Raw genomic sequence first — 18453 nt, forward strand, 5'->3', positions numbered from 1 at the left:
AGGGGTGAGGCAAAAAGTAACCTCACCCCTAAAACTTCATATCAATATATTATGGAACTTGAGGAGGAACAAATTTTTCTAATGCTTCTCTTGAATCTGGTACTGTAAATGCACCATCTGCAATCATCTTCTTAAGTTTTTCAACTTTATCTAAAACTTCTTTTGGAATCATATTCTTTGTATATTTCATTGGTGAAAGTCCAACTCCACCTTCTTTTACACCAAGTTGAATAATTCCTGATTTAAATGTATTCTCAACAACAGATTTAATTGAAAGCCATACAGCATAGTCTACATGCTTTATCATAGATGTTAAAACATTTCCTGGTGCCATATAGTCTTGATCAGAATCAACACCTACTGCAAAGTATCCAGGACCTCTTGTTTGTGCTTCTTTAATTACACCAATTCCGCATGCACCAGAAGCGTGATAAACAATATCACAACCAGCATCAAATTGTTGTTTTGCGATCTTTTGTCCATCATCTGCACTTGTAAAGTTTCCAGTATAACCAATTAAAACTTCACAATTTGGATTAACTGTCTTAACACCAGCTCTATATCCTGCTTCAAACTTATGAATAATGAATAGGTCCATTCCACCAACAAATCCTACTTTATTTTTCTTTGTCATTTGTCCAACAAGAGCACCTACAAGGAATGAACCTTCATGCTCTTTAAATGTATAGCAAACAACATTTGGTGGTGCAGGATCAATTACACCATCAATGAGCATGAAATATGTATTTGGATATTGTGGTGCAACTTCTTTAATAGCATCTGTTAACATAAATCCAACACCAATAACAAGTTTACAACCCTCATCAGCAAGTTTCTTTAAGTTTGGAACATAATCTTCATTTGCTTTTGATTCAAGAACAAGTGGTTCTATATCAAATTTTTTAATTCCTCTATCTAAAAGATCTGGTGCTTCATCTTCAATACTCTTTTTATATTCTTCATCTGTTAGAGGTTGATAACCAACTCCAGCAACCATCTTAAGACCTGCACCCCACGCTTCTAATCCTCTTAATGCTGAATCGTTAAAAGATTTGTCTCCTCTACCACCAACGTCTGTTACAAGGCCAATTTTAATTTTTTCTACCTTTTGTTCTGGTTTTTTACACCCTGCAAAAATTGCTGTTACTAAAATTAATGCTAATAAAATTGTTAAAACTTTTTTCATTTATGCCCTCCTTTTTTAGCGAAAAATTTTAATAATTTTTATAGATTGAATCACCTCCTTTCCATTTTAAAAATTATACCACAAATTCAGATTGACATATTATATTTGCAATTTTCATTACATGATCTCCAATTCTTTCAAGGTTTGATATTGTATCAAGATAAACAACTCCTGCTTCATTTAAACAAATCCCTTCTTTTAATCTTTCAATATGGTTGTCTCTCATTTTATCTTCTAACCTATCTATCTCAATCTCATTTTGTTTTACTTCATTATAAAATTCAAAATTATTATTAAAAAGATTTTCTTTAACTATTAAAAAGTTTCTATAAACTAACTCAAACAGCACTTCTAATTCTTTCATAGCATATGGAGAATATGGTATTCTTTCTTCGAGTCTATTCAATTCTATTTGAGAAGTATTATCAATAATATCCCCAATTCTTTCAAGTTGAGAAGACACAATTAATAATTTTGGTAATTCTCTTGCCTCCTTTTCTGGAAGAGAGAGGGAAGAAATTTTTGATACATATCTTGAAATTTCTCTATTAACAAAATTTATTGTTTCTTCTCTCGATGATATATCTTGAATTGCACTTTTGTTTTTATTAAAAATGAGTTCTTTAAGACATATGAAATTATTATTAACAATATTTGCTAATCTCTTTATTTCATTAACCAAAGAATCATATGCAACAATAGGAGATTTTAAAATTGAGGGGTTTAAATATTTAACACCTGTCTCAATTAATCTTTCTTCTCCTGGTAAAAGTTTTGTTATTAAACTTACATATTTTGATGTGAAAGGTAAAAATATCAAAGTGTTAATTACATTAAAAAGAGTGTGCGAATTTGCAATTTGTTTTACAGGATCTGATGATAATGATGATATAAAGGAGATGTAAGGTCTCATAATTGGTAAAAATATCAAAGTGCCAATTAAATTAAATAGAAAATGAGAAAGTGCTGCTCTTTTTGCGGAGAGTTTTGTTCCAATACTTGCTAAAATTGCTGTAACAGTTGTTCCAATGTTTGCTCCTAAAACAATTGGAAATGCTGAATTTATATTAACTAAACCCTCCATTCCAAGTGCTTGAACTATTCCAACTGTTACACTACTACTCTGTTGAATTGCCGTAAATATTGTACCTGCTAAAACTCCTAAGATTGGTATATTTCCAAATTCCTTAAATATATCAATCACTTTTTGTGAATTTCTTAATGGACTAACAGCGGATGCCATTATTTCTATTGCAATAAATATTAATCCAAACCCCAAAATGAATTCACCAAAATATTTAACTCTTTTTCTAAATGGAAGAAAGTATAAAAGGAAACCAACTGTTAAAAAGAGAAAACCATATTTTGTTATTTTTAATGCAATTATCTGTGCTGTTATTGTTGTTCCTATATTTGCACCAAAAATTATTCCTACTGCCTGATAGAGCGTTAAAATACCACTATTAACTAAACTAACAACAATAACTGTAGTTGCAGAACTTGATTGAATAATTGATGTTACAACAAAACCCAAAATAACACCTATGACTGGATTTGAAGTTGCTTTTTCTAAAATTTTTTTTAAATTTTGTGCTAATGCTTTCTGAATTCCATTAGATGTGATTTGAATCCCATAAATAAAAAGGGCAACTCCACCAATTAATGGCAAAATAATTTTTGTTAACACTTTAATTTTCCTTTAAAGATAGTTTTATACCCTCTTCCACTCTTTCAATTAAATGGAATTTTAAACTGTTTTTAATTCCTTTGGGAATCTTCTTAAGATCATTTTCATTATCTTTTGGAATGATCACTTCTTTAATTCCTGCTCTGTGGGCAGCAAGTACTTTAATTTTAAGTCCTCCAATTGGTAAAACCTTGCCAGTTAATGTGATTTCACCTGTCATTGCAACTTCTTTTTTCACAGGAACTTCTTTTAATGTTGAGATCATCGCTGTAAGCATTGCAATTCCTGCTGATGGACCATCTTTTGGAACAGCACCCTCTGGAACATGCACATGAAAATCATATTTTTTGTGAAAATCTTTATCTTCTATTCCAAGAATATCAGCGTGGGATCTTATATAAGAAAATGCTGCTTGAGCGGATTCTTTCATAACATCTCCAAGTTGACCAGTAAGAATGAGTTTACCATCACCTTTCATCTTAACAACCTCAATTTTTGTAATGTCTCCACCAAATGGTGTCCAAGAAAGACCAGTAGCAACCCCAATCTCGTCTCTCTCTTCTTTTATTCCAAATCTATAAAGAGGATATTCTAAATATTTAAATAAATTTTTTGCTGTTACATTTACCTTCTTAAATGCCTCCCCTTTTTCAAGTTTTTCTTTTGCAACTTTTCTTAATACTTTTGAAATTTGTCTCTCAAGTTCTCTTAAGCCAGATTCTCTTGTATATTCTCTAATTATTTTTAAATATGCTTCATCTGTAATTTTTACATCATTTTCAGTTAATCCATTAAAGTTGAGTTGTTTTGGGAAAAGGTACTTTTTTGCAATATGAAGTTTTTCATCCTCAGTATAACCTGGAAGATAAATTATCTCCATTCTATCAAGTAGTGGTGGTGGAATTGTATGTGTTACATTTCCTGTTGTTATAAAAAGAACATCTGAAAGATCAAATGGGATTTCTATATAATGATCTGAAAAATGTGAATTTTGATCAGGATCAAGAGCCTCAAGAAGTGCTGCTGAAGGATCGCCTCTAAAATCAACACCTACTTTGTCAATTTCATCTAATAGAAATACTGGATTTTTTGTGCCTGCTTCTTTTATTCCTTGAATTATCCTTCCAGGAAGAGCACCCACATAGGTTCTTCTATGTCCTCTAATTTCTGCTTCGTCTCTTATACCACCTAAAGAAACATGGACAAATTTTCTTCCAAGGGCTCTTGCAATAGATCTTCCAAGAGATGTTTTTCCTACTCCTGGTGGACCAATAAAACATAGAATTGGAGATTTTGGTTTTTTAGTTAATCTTCTTACTGCAAGATACTCAAGAATTCTCTCTTTAACATCTTCAAGACCATAATGATCTTCGTCTAATATTTTTTGTGCTTTTTTAATATCAATTTCATCTTTTGTTGTTTTATCCCAAGGAAGATCGAGGATCCAGTCAAGGTAAGTTCTTATAACAGCTGCCTCCATTGCCATTGGAGGCATCTTTGCTAATCTTTTTAATTCCTCATTGAATTTCTCAAGAACATATTCTGGAAGTTTTCTTCCCTTAAGTTTCTCTCTATATTCTTCTATTTCTTCTGAATATTCTTCAGATTCACCTAATTCTCTTTTTATTGCTTTAAGTTGTTCTCTTAAAAAATACTCTCTTTGAGTTTTATCAACTTGAGATTTTACTTTCTCTTCAATTTCGTTTGTAATTTTAAGAAGTTCAACCTCTTTTGAAAGAATTTTAATTAGAATTTCAAATCTATCTTCTATGTTTAATGTTTCTAAAATTTTTTGTTTATCTTGTATTGGAACAATTATATTTGAAGCAATAATATCTAAAAATCTTATTGGATCACCAATATCTTGAACTGCTGTTAAAGAATCAATTGGAATTTTTTTTGATAATCTTACATAATCTGCATAAAGATCAAACGTTACCCTTGTTAGTGCTTCTATTTTTGACGTTATTTCAATTTTTTCATCAATCTCAATTACTTCTGCCTCAAAATAAGGTTCGAGTTTTGTATAATTTTCTATTTTAACTCTTTTAATTGCCTCAACTATTACTCTCTCAGTACCATCAGGGAGTTTTACATTTTGTAGAATTTGAGCAAGAACTCCAATTTGATATAAACCTTCTGGTGTTGGATCTTCCTCTTCCTCTACTTTTTGTGTTACAAGAACAAGCAGTTTATCTTTTTTCATTGCCTCTTCAAAAGAGGCAAGTGATTTTCTCCTTCCAACAAAAATTGGAAGGACAGTATGAGGAAAAACTACAACATTTCTTAATGGTAAAACTGGATAAACTCTCTTCTCTTCCATACTCATTTTCTATTCTCTAAAACTTCATCAATTATTCCATACTCTTTTGCTTCATATGATGTCATATAATAATCTCTATCAGTGTCTTTTTCAATTTTTTCAAGAGGTTGTCCTGTGTGTTTTGATAAAATTTCATTTATTTTATTTTTTACTCTTATAATTTCTCTAGCAACAATTTCAATGTCTTTTGCTTGACCTTGAACTCCCCCCCATGGTTGATGAATCAAAATTCTTGTATTTGGAAGTGCAAATCTTTTATTTTTAGCACCTGCTGCAAGAAGCACAGCAGCCATACTTGCTGCCTGTCCGACACATATTGTTGAAACAGGTGCTTTTATAAATTGCATTGTGTCATAAATTGCAAGACCTGCAGTAACTTCTCCTCCTGGACTATTAATGTATAAATTTATGTCTCTTTCAGGATCTTCAGCCTCAAGAAAGAGAAGTTCTGCAATAATTGCATTTGCTACTTGGTCATTTATCTCAGTGCCAAGAAAAATTATTCTATCCTTAAGTAATCTTGAAAATATATCATAACTTCTTTCACCAAAAGGTGTTTTTTCAATTACCCATGGTATAACTTGATTAAACTCTTTCATCTTTTCTCCTTTCTTCCAATATATTTATAACATAATTATCATCAACTTGCTCAAAGTCCTCATAAAATTGTCCAACCGCATAAAAAATAGTTGGAAGATATAAAGAAATAAATAAATCTACTTCTTTCTCGATTCTCTCTTTAGCATCAATACTTGAAACTGGAACAGCAACAACAACCTTATCTGGATTCTTATTCTTAATTGTTCTAACTGCAATTAACATTGTCTCACCAGTTGCAATTCCATCATCCACAATTATTGCTGTGTGGCCTTTCAATTCTTTTATAGGTTCACCATTTCTAAATAATCTAACTCTTTCTTCAAGAATTTTCTTTTTTCTTTCTATTGTTTTTTTAAGAATCTCTTCTGGCTCCTTTTCTCTTAGCAAAATTGTTCCATCTTCACTTATTGCACCAATTGCATATTCTTCGTTAATGTAGGATGGAATTTTTGAAACACAAATTGTATCAAGTGGGCAATTTAAAATTTTACTTATTTCATATCCAATTACAACTCCTCCTCTTGGAATTCCAAAAATAATTGGTTTTTTTAAATTTAACTCTTTTAAATGGTTTCCTAAAAGTTTTCCTGCCTCTTCTCTATTTCTGAATATCACCTTTTTTCTCTTTTAAATTTAAACTTTCTTTATTTGTCACCATTGCACACTTTCCTTCTAAAATCCCACCCTCTTCAATAGCAATTTTTGGTGTATTAACATCACCAATTAGTTTTCCAGTTGAATAAATTTCAACTTTTCTATCAGAAGTTACATTACCATTAATTGTTCCCATTATCTGAACTTCACCTGCTTTTACGCTTGATTCAACTACTCCTTTTTCTCCAATAGTAACTATGCCTTTTGCTTCAATTTCACCTTTTACTTTACCATCTACCCTTAAACTACCTTCACAAATTATTTTTCCTTCAACAGTTGTTCCTTCTCCTATGTATGATTGAGCAGAATCTTTCACTATCTCCTCTTTTGAAACTTTTCCAAATGGCATCATTACCTCCTTTTATTTTTGGAGCGGGAAACGGGATTCGAACCCGCGACCCTCGGCTTGGGAAGCCGATGCTCTACCCCTGAGCTATTCCCGCCTAAGAATATTATATCAATCTTTTTGATTATCAACATAAAAAATTTCATTCTTTCTTATAAAACTAAGCAACATCTCTTTTAGTGGTATTTTAATTAATTGAGATTTATACATAAATATCGCTTCTTTTTTTATTTCTAATTCTTTTTCAGTTAAAGTGAATGAATACCATTTTGAATGAAAATTTAAAGTTCTTAAAGGAGGTAAAATATATAAATTTGGATCATATTTTAGTGGTTGCGGAAAATAATCATGATGAACAAGATATTGATATACTTTTATATTTTCGAAATTTGATAAAACCTCTCTTAATATTTCACCACTAATCTTATGATCTTTATGATTATCATATATTATAGGTATAAAAACAATATCTGGGTTATAATTTTTAATTATTTCATAAAAATCTTCATAAAGTTCGTTTTTATATTTAAATAATTTTCCGTCAGGATAATTTAAAAAAATTAAATTTTCTTCTTTTATTCCAAAATGTGATGTAGCATTTTTAAATTCATTGTATCTTACTATCTTTTTATGTCTTCTATTGCCATCAGTAATCAAAACAATGTAAACATTTGATTTATTTTCAATTGCTCTTTGTATAAAACCTCCACATGAAATAGTTTCATCATCTGGATGAGGTGAAAAAATTATTATTTTTTCTTTTTCTTTTGGATTCTCAATTTGAGGTAATAAATTTATTGCACCCTGAGGTAAAACTTGAGTTGCTCTTATGAATAATATGCCATAAATTAAAATTATTGGTAAAGAGAATAAAATAATTTTATTGAATAACTTTTTATTCTTCATGTTGATTAAATAATATTATAACAATTTTTTTAAAAATTAATTAATTCCTTTAGTTTTTCTATCTCATAATTGCTTAATCTATTTTCAACCCATTTTGACTTTAATTCTTTTATTTCAAAATCAATAAAATTCATAACTACTTTCCTTATTCCCCCGTCTATAAATTTTGTGTCACCAAAATATCTTGGAATCAAATGAAAATGAAGATGCATAATTGATTGACCACTTGCTTCACCAAGATTTAATCCAAAATTAAATCCATCTGGTTTTAAAAGTTTTTCAAGAGCATATTTAACATGCTTAAAAGAAATAAAGATATCTAAAATCTCATCATGGTTAAGTTCTTCAACTTTTAAAATGTGTCTTTTTGGAATAATTAATGTATGTCCCTTTGTCACAGGAAAAATATCAAGAAGAGCATAAGAAAATTTGCTATCAAATATAACTCTCTCTTTTTCAGGTTCACAAAAAGGACAAAAGTTTACCATCTTAATTAATATTTAAATAATCCTCTGCATTAATAATTTCATACCATTGAGGTTTAAAATTTTTGTTAGAAAACATTAATTAACCTCTTAATTAAATCTCCTTTATATTATACTTTCTTTCTCCCAAACCAATCTCTTCTCCATATTCGAGTTGTCTTAATCCAGAAATTTTATGAATGTGGAAAAATTTATCTTCATTTTCTAAAGATTTATAGCCAAGAGATTCAACTTTAAGTGCTTGAGCGCTTTTAACAGCATCGAATGATGCTTGATCAACTGAAACAATATCTTTTGAACCAAAAAGTCCTATATCTTTTATAATATTTTCATCATGCCAAGGAAGACAATCACAGTCTGGAGATACATCCATAACAAAATTTAAAAATGCTATTCTATCTTCAAAAAACTTTTTAACTCCATAAGCAAATTCAACCATCTTTTCCTCAAGAAGTTCACTTGAACTACCCCAAGATGTTTTAATTGCTCCAGTAGGACAAACAGTAACGCATTCTCCACACCCAATACATTTTGAATAATCAAAACTTGCTTTTTTATTTATAATAACAATAGCATTTTCAGGACAATGATCTCTACATTTACCACAACCAATACATTTTTCAATAACAAATGGTGGTTTAAAATCTGCATGTTGCATCTGTTTTCCTGCTCTTGATGCACAACCCATGGCAACATTTTTAATGCTTCCACCAAATCCTGCTGACATATGTCCTTTAAAATGAGTTAAAACAATAAGATAATCAGAATCAATAATTGCACCACCAATTTTCACTTTTTTAAAATGTTTTAAGTTAACCTCAATTTCATAAAAATATTGACCTCTTATACCATCTGCAATAACAATTGGACATCCCATTGAGGCATATGAAAAACCATTATAAATTGCGGTATTAATATGATCTATAGCGTTTGATCTTGATCCTCTATAAAGAGTGTTAGTATCTGTTAAAAAGGGTTTACCTCCTAAATCTTTAACAAGATCTACTACCTGTCTTACAAATATAGGTCTAAGATAACCATGATTTCCTAATTCTCCAAAATGAACTTTAATTGCGACAAGATCTCCATTTTTAATCTCTTTCGTAAGTTTTGATGCTAAAATTTTAATCTTTTTTAAAAAAGACCTCTCTTCACTTTCTGCTCTAAGAGATGCAAATAAAACTTCAGCCATCTTTTTCCCTCTTTAAAATTTATTAATTTTCTTCAAAAATTAAAGGAATTATTATTGGTTTTCTTCTTGTTTTTTCATAAAAGAATGAGGAGAGGGCTCCTTGAATATCTCTTTCTAAAATCTCTTTTGAATAAGAGTGATTTGAATTATAAATTGCTTCAATTCTCTCTTTTGCGTCTTTAGTAATTTTATTAAATTCAACTCCATTAAAGAATCCTCTTGAAAATAGGCTTATATCTTTTATCTTTCCTTTTTGAATGAGTAAACCAATTACAACTATTCCCTCTTTTGCTAAAACTTTTCTATCTTTTAAAACTTCACTTTCTTCAGATTCAAGACCAAGACCATCAATTAATAAATCATAAGTTTCTTCTTTTTTTCCTCTTCTTACTTTATTTTTTGTAACAATAAGAGTATCCCCATTTTCAACAATAAAAATTTTATCTTCGCTCAATCCAATATCTTTTGCAATTTTTTTATGAGCATAAAGATGTCTTGCCTCACCATGAATTGGAACAAAATATTCTGGTTTTATGAGTTGTAGCATAATTTTTAATTCTTCACTTGAAGCATGTCCAGAAACATGAACTCCGTCTTCTTCTCTATAAATTACTTCAGCATTTAAATTAAAAAGTGAGTTTATAATTTTATTAACATACTCCTCATTACCAGGAATTGGATGAGCAGAAATAATTACTGTGTCTTTTGGAAGAATTTTTATTTTATCATGTGTTGAATTTGCAAGACGAGTTAAACCAGAAAGTGGCTCTCCTTGACTTCCAGTTGTTAAAATTACAAGTTTTTCTTCAGGAATGAGAGGTAGTTCATCGATTGAAACTGTAAGATCGTTTGGAATATTTAAATAGCCAAGTTTTTTTGCAATTGTTATAATATTTACAAAACTCTTTCCATCAACATAAACTTTTTTATTTAATTTAAATGATATATCAAAAATTTGTTGTATTCTATGAATATTTGTAGAAAATGTTGTAATTATAATTCTTCCTTTTATTTTTCTAAAAAGATCAAGAAGTCTTTCTCCAACAATTCTCTCAGAACCTGTGAAACCTTCTTTTGTTGCGTTTGTAGAATCTGAAAGAATGAGTAGCACTCCCTCATGTCCAATTTGACCCAATTTTTGAAGATCAATTGCTTTTCCATCTATTGGTGTTGTATCAATCTTAAAATCACCTGTGTGGAAAATTCTTCCAGAATATGGATTTTCAATTAAAAATCCAAGTCCATCTGGAATCGAGTGATTTACATAAACACCTTCGAGTGTAAAATTTCCAATTTTAAATTTTTCATTTGGCTTTATTTCAACTTCTTCATATGGCTTAAACTTCCCTGGAATAACAGTTGAAGCAAGACCAAGAGATAGTTTCGTGCCATAAATAGGAACTCTAACTTTTTCAAAAACATATTTTAATGAACCAATGTGATCGAGATGTCCATGAGAAATTACAATTCCTTTTAACTTATTTTTTATTTTCTCAATGTATGATAAATTTGGAATAACATATTCAACACCATACATTTCAATTTCAGGAAATTTAAAACCAGCATCTAAAATAAAAGCAGTCTCATTATCTTCAAAAACTATCATATTTTTACCAATCTCATTTAAACCCCCTAAAAATGTGATTTTAACAAATTCATTGGATAATTCTTCTAAATTCATCTTCTGTAATATCTCCACAAACTCCAAAACTAAATTTTTCAAATTCAAGTTTATAAAATTCTTCCATTAAATTATCTTTATTAACTTTTTGAATTTTATCTATTGTATCCTCTATTCTCTCAACATAGCCTTTTCTAAAGAAATTAACTCCATTTCTTTCACTTTTTGCTAAGGAATTTTCAAGTTTAAGTAAAAGATTTCCAATTAAGAACTCTTTACTCCTTTCTATCTCTTCATCTTTAAATGATTCCTTTCTAATTGTTTCAAATTCATTTTTTATTTCATATAAAACTTTCTGAAGGTTATTTTTACTTGTTGCAAAATAGATAACACCAGCACCAGTTTGTTTGTATGAAAGATTAAAAGAGTATATTGAATAAACAAGACCCATATCCTCTCTTATTCTTTGAAATAATCTTGATGACATACCTCCACCAAGAGTGTTAATTAAGACAATTTGTGTAGGATACTCTTTTGCCAAAACAGATGTTGATTTAAATCCCATATGAACATAAACTTGTTTTATATCTTTATGTCTTACTTTAATATCACTTATAAATTTAGGTTCTTCGAGAAAATTTATCTTTTTCTCATAATCAAATCTTCTTAATTTCTCTTCTATTTTCTTTTTGACATAATCAAAATCTAAATTTCCATAAAAAGAGATTATTATGTTTTTGGGATGATAAAAATCTTTAAAAAATGATAGCAAGGAGTCTCTTGTTGAATTTTTTATATTTTCAACTTTCCCTATCACATCATAAGAAAAAGTAGAATTACCCCACATTGCTTTTTTAAGTTCAATTAAAGAAAGTTCTTCTGGCGAATCTTCAATTGAGTTATATTCTTCAATTACAACATTTTTTTCTTTCTCAATCTCATTGGGTGGAAATATTGGATTTTGAATTATATCTAAAAGTACATCACTTGCCTTTTCAAAACTTTTATCTCTTCCTCTTATGTAATATCCGGTATATTCACTCGAAGTAAATGCATTCATATCACAACCTATTCCTTCAACTTCAATTGAAATCTGTTTTGAATCTCTTCTTTGTGTACCTTTAAAAACAAGGTGTTCTATAAAGTGAGAATAACCATTAGTATTCTCACTTTCATAAATAGAACCAGCAGGTACCAAAATAAAAAGAGAGAAAGATGGGAAATTTTCTCCTTTTTGATAAATTAATGTTGAGCCATTAAATAGTGGCTCAACCTTTACTAAACTTTCATCCATCTATTTATTTTTTATCTTTTCTCCTTTCTCTATCTTCATCGTCGAAAATAATTCCTTTTTGAGTTAAATTTACTCTTCCTAAATCATCAATATTTGCAACTTTTACAATAATTTCATCACCAACTTTTGGCCAAAGTTTTGTGTTTTTTGCAATACTACTTCTCATTTGTGAAACATGAAGAAGTCCATCTTTGTTTGGAGTCAACTCAACAATCAAACCAAACTCTCTAACTTGTAATACTTTTCCAAGATAAATTCTTCCTACTTCGATATCTTGAGTTAATTCTTTAATCATTTCTCTTGCTTTTTCACCAGAATTATAATCTGGAGCAGTAATATATATCCTTCCTGTTGGTTCTATATCAATTTTTACATTTGTTTCATCTATTATCTTTTTAATAAATTTTCCTTGAGGACCAATAACATCTTTAATTTTAATTGGCTCAATCTCCATAACTATGACTCTTGGAGCAAGTGGAGAAATTTCTGGTCTTGGTTTATCAATAACTTTTAACATTTCACTTAAAATGTAAAGTCTTCCTTCTTTCGCTTGTCTTAATGCCTTATCAATAATTTCAAGATCTATTCCTTTAATTTTTATATCCATTTGAAGAGCAGTAACTCCAACCTCTGTTCCTGCAACTTTAAAATCCATATCTCCAAGATGATCTTCCATTCCTTGAATATCAGATAAAATTGTATATTTATCTCCCTCTTTTATAAGTCCCATTGCAATTCCTGAAACAGGCCTTTTAATTGGAACTCCAGCATCCATAAGAGCAAGAGTTGAACCACAAACTGAAGCCATTGATGTTGAACCATTAGATTCTAAAACTTCAGATACGACTCTAATTGAATATGGAAATTCAACCTCATCTGGAATTACTGCTAGGAGTGCTCTTTCTGCAAGTGCTCCATGTCCAATCTCTCTTCTTGATGGACCTCTAAGAGGTTTTACTTCGCCAGTTGAAAATGGTGGAAAATTATAATAATGCATATATCTTTTTGTAAATTCCTCTTCAAGTCCTTCAATTAATTGTCCCTCTTTAAGACCACCTAAAGTCACAACAGAAAGAACTTGTGTTTGTCCTCTGGTAAATAAACCAGATCCATGAGTTTGTGGAAGAAGGCCTACTTTTATATAAAGAGGCCTTATTTCATCTGGTCTTCTTCCATCAACTCTTATATTTTTCTCTATAATTCTCTTCCTTACGTATTCTTTTAAAATTTTTGTAAATGTATAATCGAGTTTTTTTATTAATTCATTCTCTTCTTTTGAAAATTCCTCTTTTGTTTCAAAATCAGTAATAAAGAATTTAAAAAGTTCCTCTTTTAATTTTTCTAACTCTTCTTCTCTTTTTGTCTTTTCAGGAAAGTTTTCAAGAATATCTTCAAATTTTGGTTCTAAGAAATCTTTTGATTTTTGAATTATCTCTTCTTCAATAAGAAGTGGTTCAACAATTATCTTTTCTTTTCCATGTTCTTTAGCAAATTCTTTTATTGCTCTTGCAATATTTTTAATCTCATCATGTGCAATTTCAAGTGCTTTAAGAATATCTTCTTCTTTTACCTCTTTAAGACCTGCTTCAACCATAACAATGTAATCTTCTGTACCAGCAATAACAATATCCATTTCGCCTTGATCAATTTCCTCAAAAGTTGGATTAATTATGAATCTATCTCCAATTTTACCAACTCTTACTGCACCAACTGGACCTAAAAATGGTGCAGAAGAAAGAGATAGGGCTAAAGATGCTCCATTTAAAGCAAGTATATCTGCGGGATTCTCCTTATCTTGTGATAAAACCATAGCAATTATTTGAACATCATTAAAGAAAAATTCTGGAAATAGAGGTCTTAATGATCTATCAACAAGTCTTGCTTTGAGTATCTCTTCATCAGTTGGTTTTCCTTCTCTTTTGTAAAAACCACCAGGAATCTTTCCAACTGCATAAAGTTTTTCTTCATAATCAACAACAAGTGGTAAAAAATCTTGACCTTCTTTTGGCTCTTTGCTAACTGCACAAGTAACTAAAACAACAGTACCACCACATTTAACAAGAGTTGAGGCATCTGCTTGTTTTGCAACTTCACCAATTTCAAAAATATACTTTTTATTAGAAATTTCAATTTCTAAAGACCGTTTATTTATATCTAAAATCATTTTTCTCCTTTAGAGTTAAATTTATTTTCTTAAATTCAAACTCTCTATAAGTTGTAAATATTTATCGTAATCTTTCTCCTTTAAATAATTAAGGAGTTTCCTTCTTCTTCCAACCATCTTAAGGAGTCCTCTTCTTGAGGAGTGATCTTTTTTATGCTCCTTAAGATGTTCAGATAATCTTCTAATCTTTTCAGTTAATATAGCAATCTGCACTTCAGGAGATCCAGTATCTCTTTCATGTATTCTAAACTTTTCTATGATCTCCTGCTTCTCCTTTTTATCTAACATCTTTACCTCCTAACCTACCCTTTAACCCAGATTAACTTTATCCAGGTTAAGGATCATTGGCTTTCAACTTCACTTTTAAAAATTATATCACATTAGAGATATTTTTCAAATTTTTACTATAATTTCATTTTTTCCAACCTATAATATCATTTGCTGCAATAATTCCAGAAATCACAACCCCCTCAATTCCACCACCTGGAAAAGTTGAGGCTCCTGCAAGATATAAACCTTTTATTGGAGTTTTAAAGAATGGTCTTTTTGTTTCAATTGATTGATCAAAAGAGTAAAGTGCACCCTCTGGCATAGAGGTATATCTTTCAAAGGTTTTTGGCGTTGCTCCCTCTTTAATTAAAATTTTATTCTTAACCTCTGGTATAACCTTCATCAACTTTTCTATTGATTCATTAATTAATTTTTCTTTCAATTTTTTATAATCCTCACTCTCTCTTTCTGGAAAATCATAATAATTTGCAGCACTTATTATCGTTATACTTGATTTATTTTGAAGAGCATAACTTGGATCGGCATTTGAATTTATAACAATATCAATATTTTGATCTAAATCTTTAATTAAATTTGGATAGTCTTTAAGATCAACATCAACTCCTAAAAATGTCATAAAACAAGATGGTGACATTTTTAAACTTTTTATATACTCAATATAATCTCTATCAATTTGATTTAAATCAATAAGTTTTAAAAATGTTGTTTTTCCATTTATATTTGAAATAACTATATCTGATTTAAAAAATTTATCTTTTGCAATGACTCCTTTTATTTTTCCATTCTCAACAACTATTTTTTGAACTTCATAATTTGTTAATACCTTTCCACCATACTCTTCAATTTTTGTTTTGAGGGAATTTGAGAAGTTTTGTGCACCACATTTAGGAAAATAGCCACCAAAAAGAAAATATGAAACACAATTTGTTAAAGCACTACTTGCATAAATTTTATCAGGTGATGCACCAATATAACCTACAAGAGAAGAAATGAGTTTTTTTAAAAACAAATCTTTAAAATGCTCATTAAGTTTTTCTTCAAAAGTTTTATTCATCCAGTCATAAAAATTTGGGTGTTCTTTTGGATAATTTACAAGATATCTTACACCAAGAACTTTATAAATTAACTCACCTGGTAGAGGAGAACCAAAAAATTTTGTTTCTTTATAACATTCAAGATAAGCATTTTTTGCTTCATTAAAAAATTTTACAATGTTATCTTTCTCATGAGGAAATTTTTGACATAGAAGATTTATAAAACTATTTAAATCTTTTTGTTCTATTTTTTCACCATTTAAAATAAAGAGGGTTTTATTTTTTACAAAAAGAGAGTTTTTATCTAAATTTAATTCATTTAATAAGAAATTTACTGGTCCACCTTCCCACAATCCACTTACATCTTCAACTCCAGTATTAAAAACAAACCCTTTTCTTCCAAAGGAAGAGGAATATCCTCCAACTTTATAATGCTTTTCAAGAACTAAAACTTTGAAACCCTCTTTTGCAAGTAGTGCGGCAGAAGAAAGACCTCCAATTCCAGATCCAGCAACTATTACATCATATTCATCTGGTGCTTTCTCTTTTGATTTGTCAATTTTAATGTGAAAATCATATTTTTTTAAAAAAGTTTCATAATTTTTTTTAAGAAAATATTCTGGTGCTTTTGAAGGAAAAATAATAGAAAAAATTATACCCAATAAAATTAATGAATTTGTAAAAATTATATTCAAAGGAAAGGATGATATTAGAGATAAAATTGTGTTTAAGCCATAAATTAAGGCCCAAAATAGAGTTATTATATTGTTTACAAGAATGAAAGTTTTATCTTTCCACAACACCTCTGGATAATCTCTTTTTGAAACTTGAAATGTATATGGATTTTTAATTAAAATAGAAAAAATAGCCATTATAAAAAGAGTAAAATAGCCTAAAGAACCACTTTTTTCATAAAAAAGGGAAGTTTTTAAAATAGATGTAAAAATTAAAGCAATTAAAAAATAAAAAAGAGTGAATAGATCCATTAAGTTATAATCTTTTCTCTTAAATTGAGGAATAAGAAGGAAAATTGTAATTAAAAGTGGAATTAGGATAGAAAGGATGTTTTTTGAAAAAGAGGTGCTCCAATAAATTATCCAGGGAATAAAAGAAAACAAAATATAAAACATCCCACTTACTTTTACTTTTTTCATTTAGCTACCTCCATAAATTTTATTTTATTATCATGACAAATTAATTGAATTGTCCAACGAGATGATATAAGAGCAGATGGTAATCCACCACCAAGTAATGTCCAATGACCTGATATATAAAAGTTTTTTAACTTCATAAATTTTCTTGGAATTATAACATTAAAATTTTTAGGAGTCAATAGCCATCCCTCAAATGATCCTTTATAATTTTCAGTATAACGCTCAAATGTAATTGGTGTTGCAATATCCCAAATTTCAATATCATTTGTAATTTTTGGAAATTTATAATCTAAATTATATAAAATCTCTTCAAATATTCTATTTTTCTCTTTTTTATACTCATCTTTTATATCATAAAGTTTTCTCCAATAATCATAATTACTATTAAAAGCAATAGTGATTAAAGTTTTTCCTTGTGGAGATAAAGTTGGATCGAAATTATGAATTCTAACTCTCATGCGATTTTCATATTTATTATCAATTTTTATAGATTTTTTTAATGATATATCAAAACCCTCAATTGAATATGGTAAGTCTTTAAAAGTTCTATTAACTCCTAAAGAAATGTATAATAGTGGTGGAAAAATAGGCATATCGAACAATTTTTTAATTTTTTCATCAACATATTTACCTTCAAGCAATTTAAAAATTGTTTTATATAGATCTGAAGCAGAGATAACTATATCTGAATAGTGTTTTGTTCCATTTTCAAGTTCAACACCAATTGCTTTATCATCTTTAATTAAAATCTTTTTTACGGGTGAATTATAGTTTATTTTTCCACCAAGTTCTAAATATCTTTTTTCGATACCTTTGGCAAAAGAAAAAGATCCACCAATTGGATACCCTGCTTCTTTTTTATGTAACCATGTTAAAGTTAAAGATAAGAAAAAGAGAGAAAACTCTGGAAACCATAATCTTAAAAAAAGGTTTTTAAGATGCTGGTTTTTAAATCGGGATGCAAAATCTGAAATTGAAATTTTTGATAAACTTCTCATTAAATTCAAGAAAGGTGCTATTTTTGAAATTAATTTTAAACCATCATTTAATGTGTACAATTCAGGTGGTTTCTCAAGCGGTTGTTGGAAATCAATTAATTTTTTTGAAAAATTTATAAAACTATCTATTTGATCTTTATCTTCAGGTGCAAAATTAATCATATTTTCTCTTAAAATGTCAAGATTTGTTGAAAAAGACAAATTTTTTCCATCTTCTGTTTCATAATTTAAATATTCATCAAAATACACAAACTCTTTTTCCTGAACTGCACCTATCTCTTCCCAAAATTTATAAAAAGCAGAACTTGGAGATGAACCAACAAGCCAATGAATACATCCATCAATTGTGTAACCATTTCGCTGCCAAGATGTACATAATCCTCCTGGTTTATCATGTTTTTCAAAAATTTGAGTTTGAAAACCGCTCATCTGTGCATAACAACCTGCTGATAAACCAGCAACTCCTGCTCCTATAATTATTATTTTTTTCTTATGTGATATCATATTTTGTCTCTCCT

General features: G+C 29.2%; 15 protein-coding genes and 1 tRNA gene. All 16 read right to left on the reverse strand.

Going from position 1 to position 18453, the window contains the following annotated elements; genetic code table 11:
* Nucleotides 1–49: 49 nt before the first annotated feature.
* The gene (locus QMD25_05505; GenBank protein ID MDI6861451.1) at nt 50–1186 is read right to left on the reverse strand and encodes a BMP family ABC transporter substrate-binding protein; all 1137 of its coding nucleotides are present in this window, start codon (nt 1184–1186) and stop codon (nt 50–52) included.
* 73 nt (nt 1187–1259) lie between these two features.
* The gene (locus QMD25_05510; protein ID MDI6861452.1) at nt 1260–2873 is read right to left on the reverse strand and encodes a Na/Pi cotransporter family protein; all 1614 of its coding nucleotides are present in this window, start codon (nt 2871–2873) and stop codon (nt 1260–1262) included.
* A gap of 1 nt (nt 2874) precedes the next feature.
* On the reverse strand, nt 2875–5196 hold the full coding sequence (lon, locus tag QMD25_05515) for an endopeptidase La (protein ID MDI6861453.1): 2322 nt from the start codon (nt 5194–5196) through the stop codon (nt 2875–2877).
* A 2-nt stretch (nt 5197–5198) separates the two neighbouring features.
* A complete protein-coding gene (gene clpP, locus QMD25_05520) occupies nt 5199–5795 on the reverse strand; it encodes an ATP-dependent Clp endopeptidase proteolytic subunit ClpP (protein ID MDI6861454.1) in 597 nt (198 codons plus the stop codon).
* A complete protein-coding gene (locus tag QMD25_05525; protein MDI6861455.1) occupies nt 5782–6411 on the reverse strand; it encodes a phosphoribosyltransferase family protein in 630 nt (209 codons plus the stop codon). The genes clpP and QMD25_05525 overlap by 14 nt, the downstream gene beginning before the upstream one ends.
* Nucleotides 6395–6802, reverse strand: a complete 408-nt coding sequence (locus QMD25_05530) for a polymer-forming cytoskeletal protein (GenBank protein ID MDI6861456.1) — start codon at nt 6800–6802, stop codon at nt 6395–6397. The genes QMD25_05525 and QMD25_05530 overlap by 17 nt, the downstream gene beginning before the upstream one ends.
* Nucleotides 6803–6818: 16 nt before the next feature.
* A tRNA-Gly gene (locus tag QMD25_05535) sits at nt 6819–6893 on the reverse strand.
* A 14-nt stretch (nt 6894–6907) separates the two neighbouring features.
* Nucleotides 6908–7702, reverse strand: a complete 795-nt coding sequence (locus QMD25_05540) for a PIG-L family deacetylase (GenBank protein ID MDI6861457.1) — start codon at nt 7700–7702, stop codon at nt 6908–6910.
* A gap of 29 nt (nt 7703–7731) precedes the next feature.
* Entirely contained in the window at nt 7732–8190 is a 459-nt protein-coding gene (locus QMD25_05545; GenBank protein MDI6861458.1) for an HIT domain-containing protein, read from the reverse strand.
* A 91-nt stretch (nt 8191–8281) separates the two neighbouring features.
* Entirely contained in the window at nt 8282–9379 is a 1098-nt protein-coding gene (locus QMD25_05550) for a DUF362 domain-containing protein (protein ID MDI6861459.1), read from the reverse strand.
* 22 nt (nt 9380–9401) lie between these two features.
* Nucleotides 9402–11060 (reverse strand): ribonuclease J, encoded by a 1659-nt coding sequence (locus tag QMD25_05555; protein ID MDI6861460.1) that lies wholly within the window; start codon nt 11058–11060, stop codon nt 9402–9404.
* Nucleotides 11035–12294, reverse strand: coding sequence for a pitrilysin family protein (locus QMD25_05560; protein MDI6861461.1), 1260 nt, complete (start codon nt 12292–12294; stop codon nt 11035–11037). The genes QMD25_05555 and QMD25_05560 overlap by 26 nt, the downstream gene beginning before the upstream one ends.
* 4 nt (nt 12295–12298) lie before the next feature.
* Entirely contained in the window at nt 12299–14458 is a 2160-nt protein-coding gene (locus QMD25_05565) for a polyribonucleotide nucleotidyltransferase (GenBank protein ID MDI6861462.1), read from the reverse strand.
* Nucleotides 14459–14479: 21 nt separating this feature from the next.
* Complete coding sequence (gene rpsO / locus QMD25_05570) at nt 14480–14746, reverse strand: 30S ribosomal protein S15 (GenBank protein ID MDI6861463.1); 267 nt, start codon at nt 14744–14746, stop codon at nt 14480–14482.
* Between the two features lie 124 nt (nt 14747–14870).
* Nucleotides 14871–16937 (reverse strand): NAD(P)/FAD-dependent oxidoreductase, encoded by a 2067-nt coding sequence (locus QMD25_05575; GenBank protein ID MDI6861464.1) that lies wholly within the window; start codon nt 16935–16937, stop codon nt 14871–14873.
* Nucleotides 16934–18439 carry an NAD(P)/FAD-dependent oxidoreductase gene (locus QMD25_05580; GenBank protein ID MDI6861465.1) on the reverse strand — a complete coding sequence of 502 codons (1506 nt, stop codon included), beginning with the start codon at nt 18437–18439 and terminating at the stop codon, nt 16934–16936. Before QMD25_05580 ends, QMD25_05575 begins: the two co-directional genes overlap by 4 nt.
* Nucleotides 18440–18453: the final 14 nt, after the last annotated feature.

The organism is Caldisericia bacterium (assembly GCA_030018355.1).
GTDB lineage: Bacteria > Caldisericota > Caldisericia > B22-G15 > B22-G15 > JAAYUH01.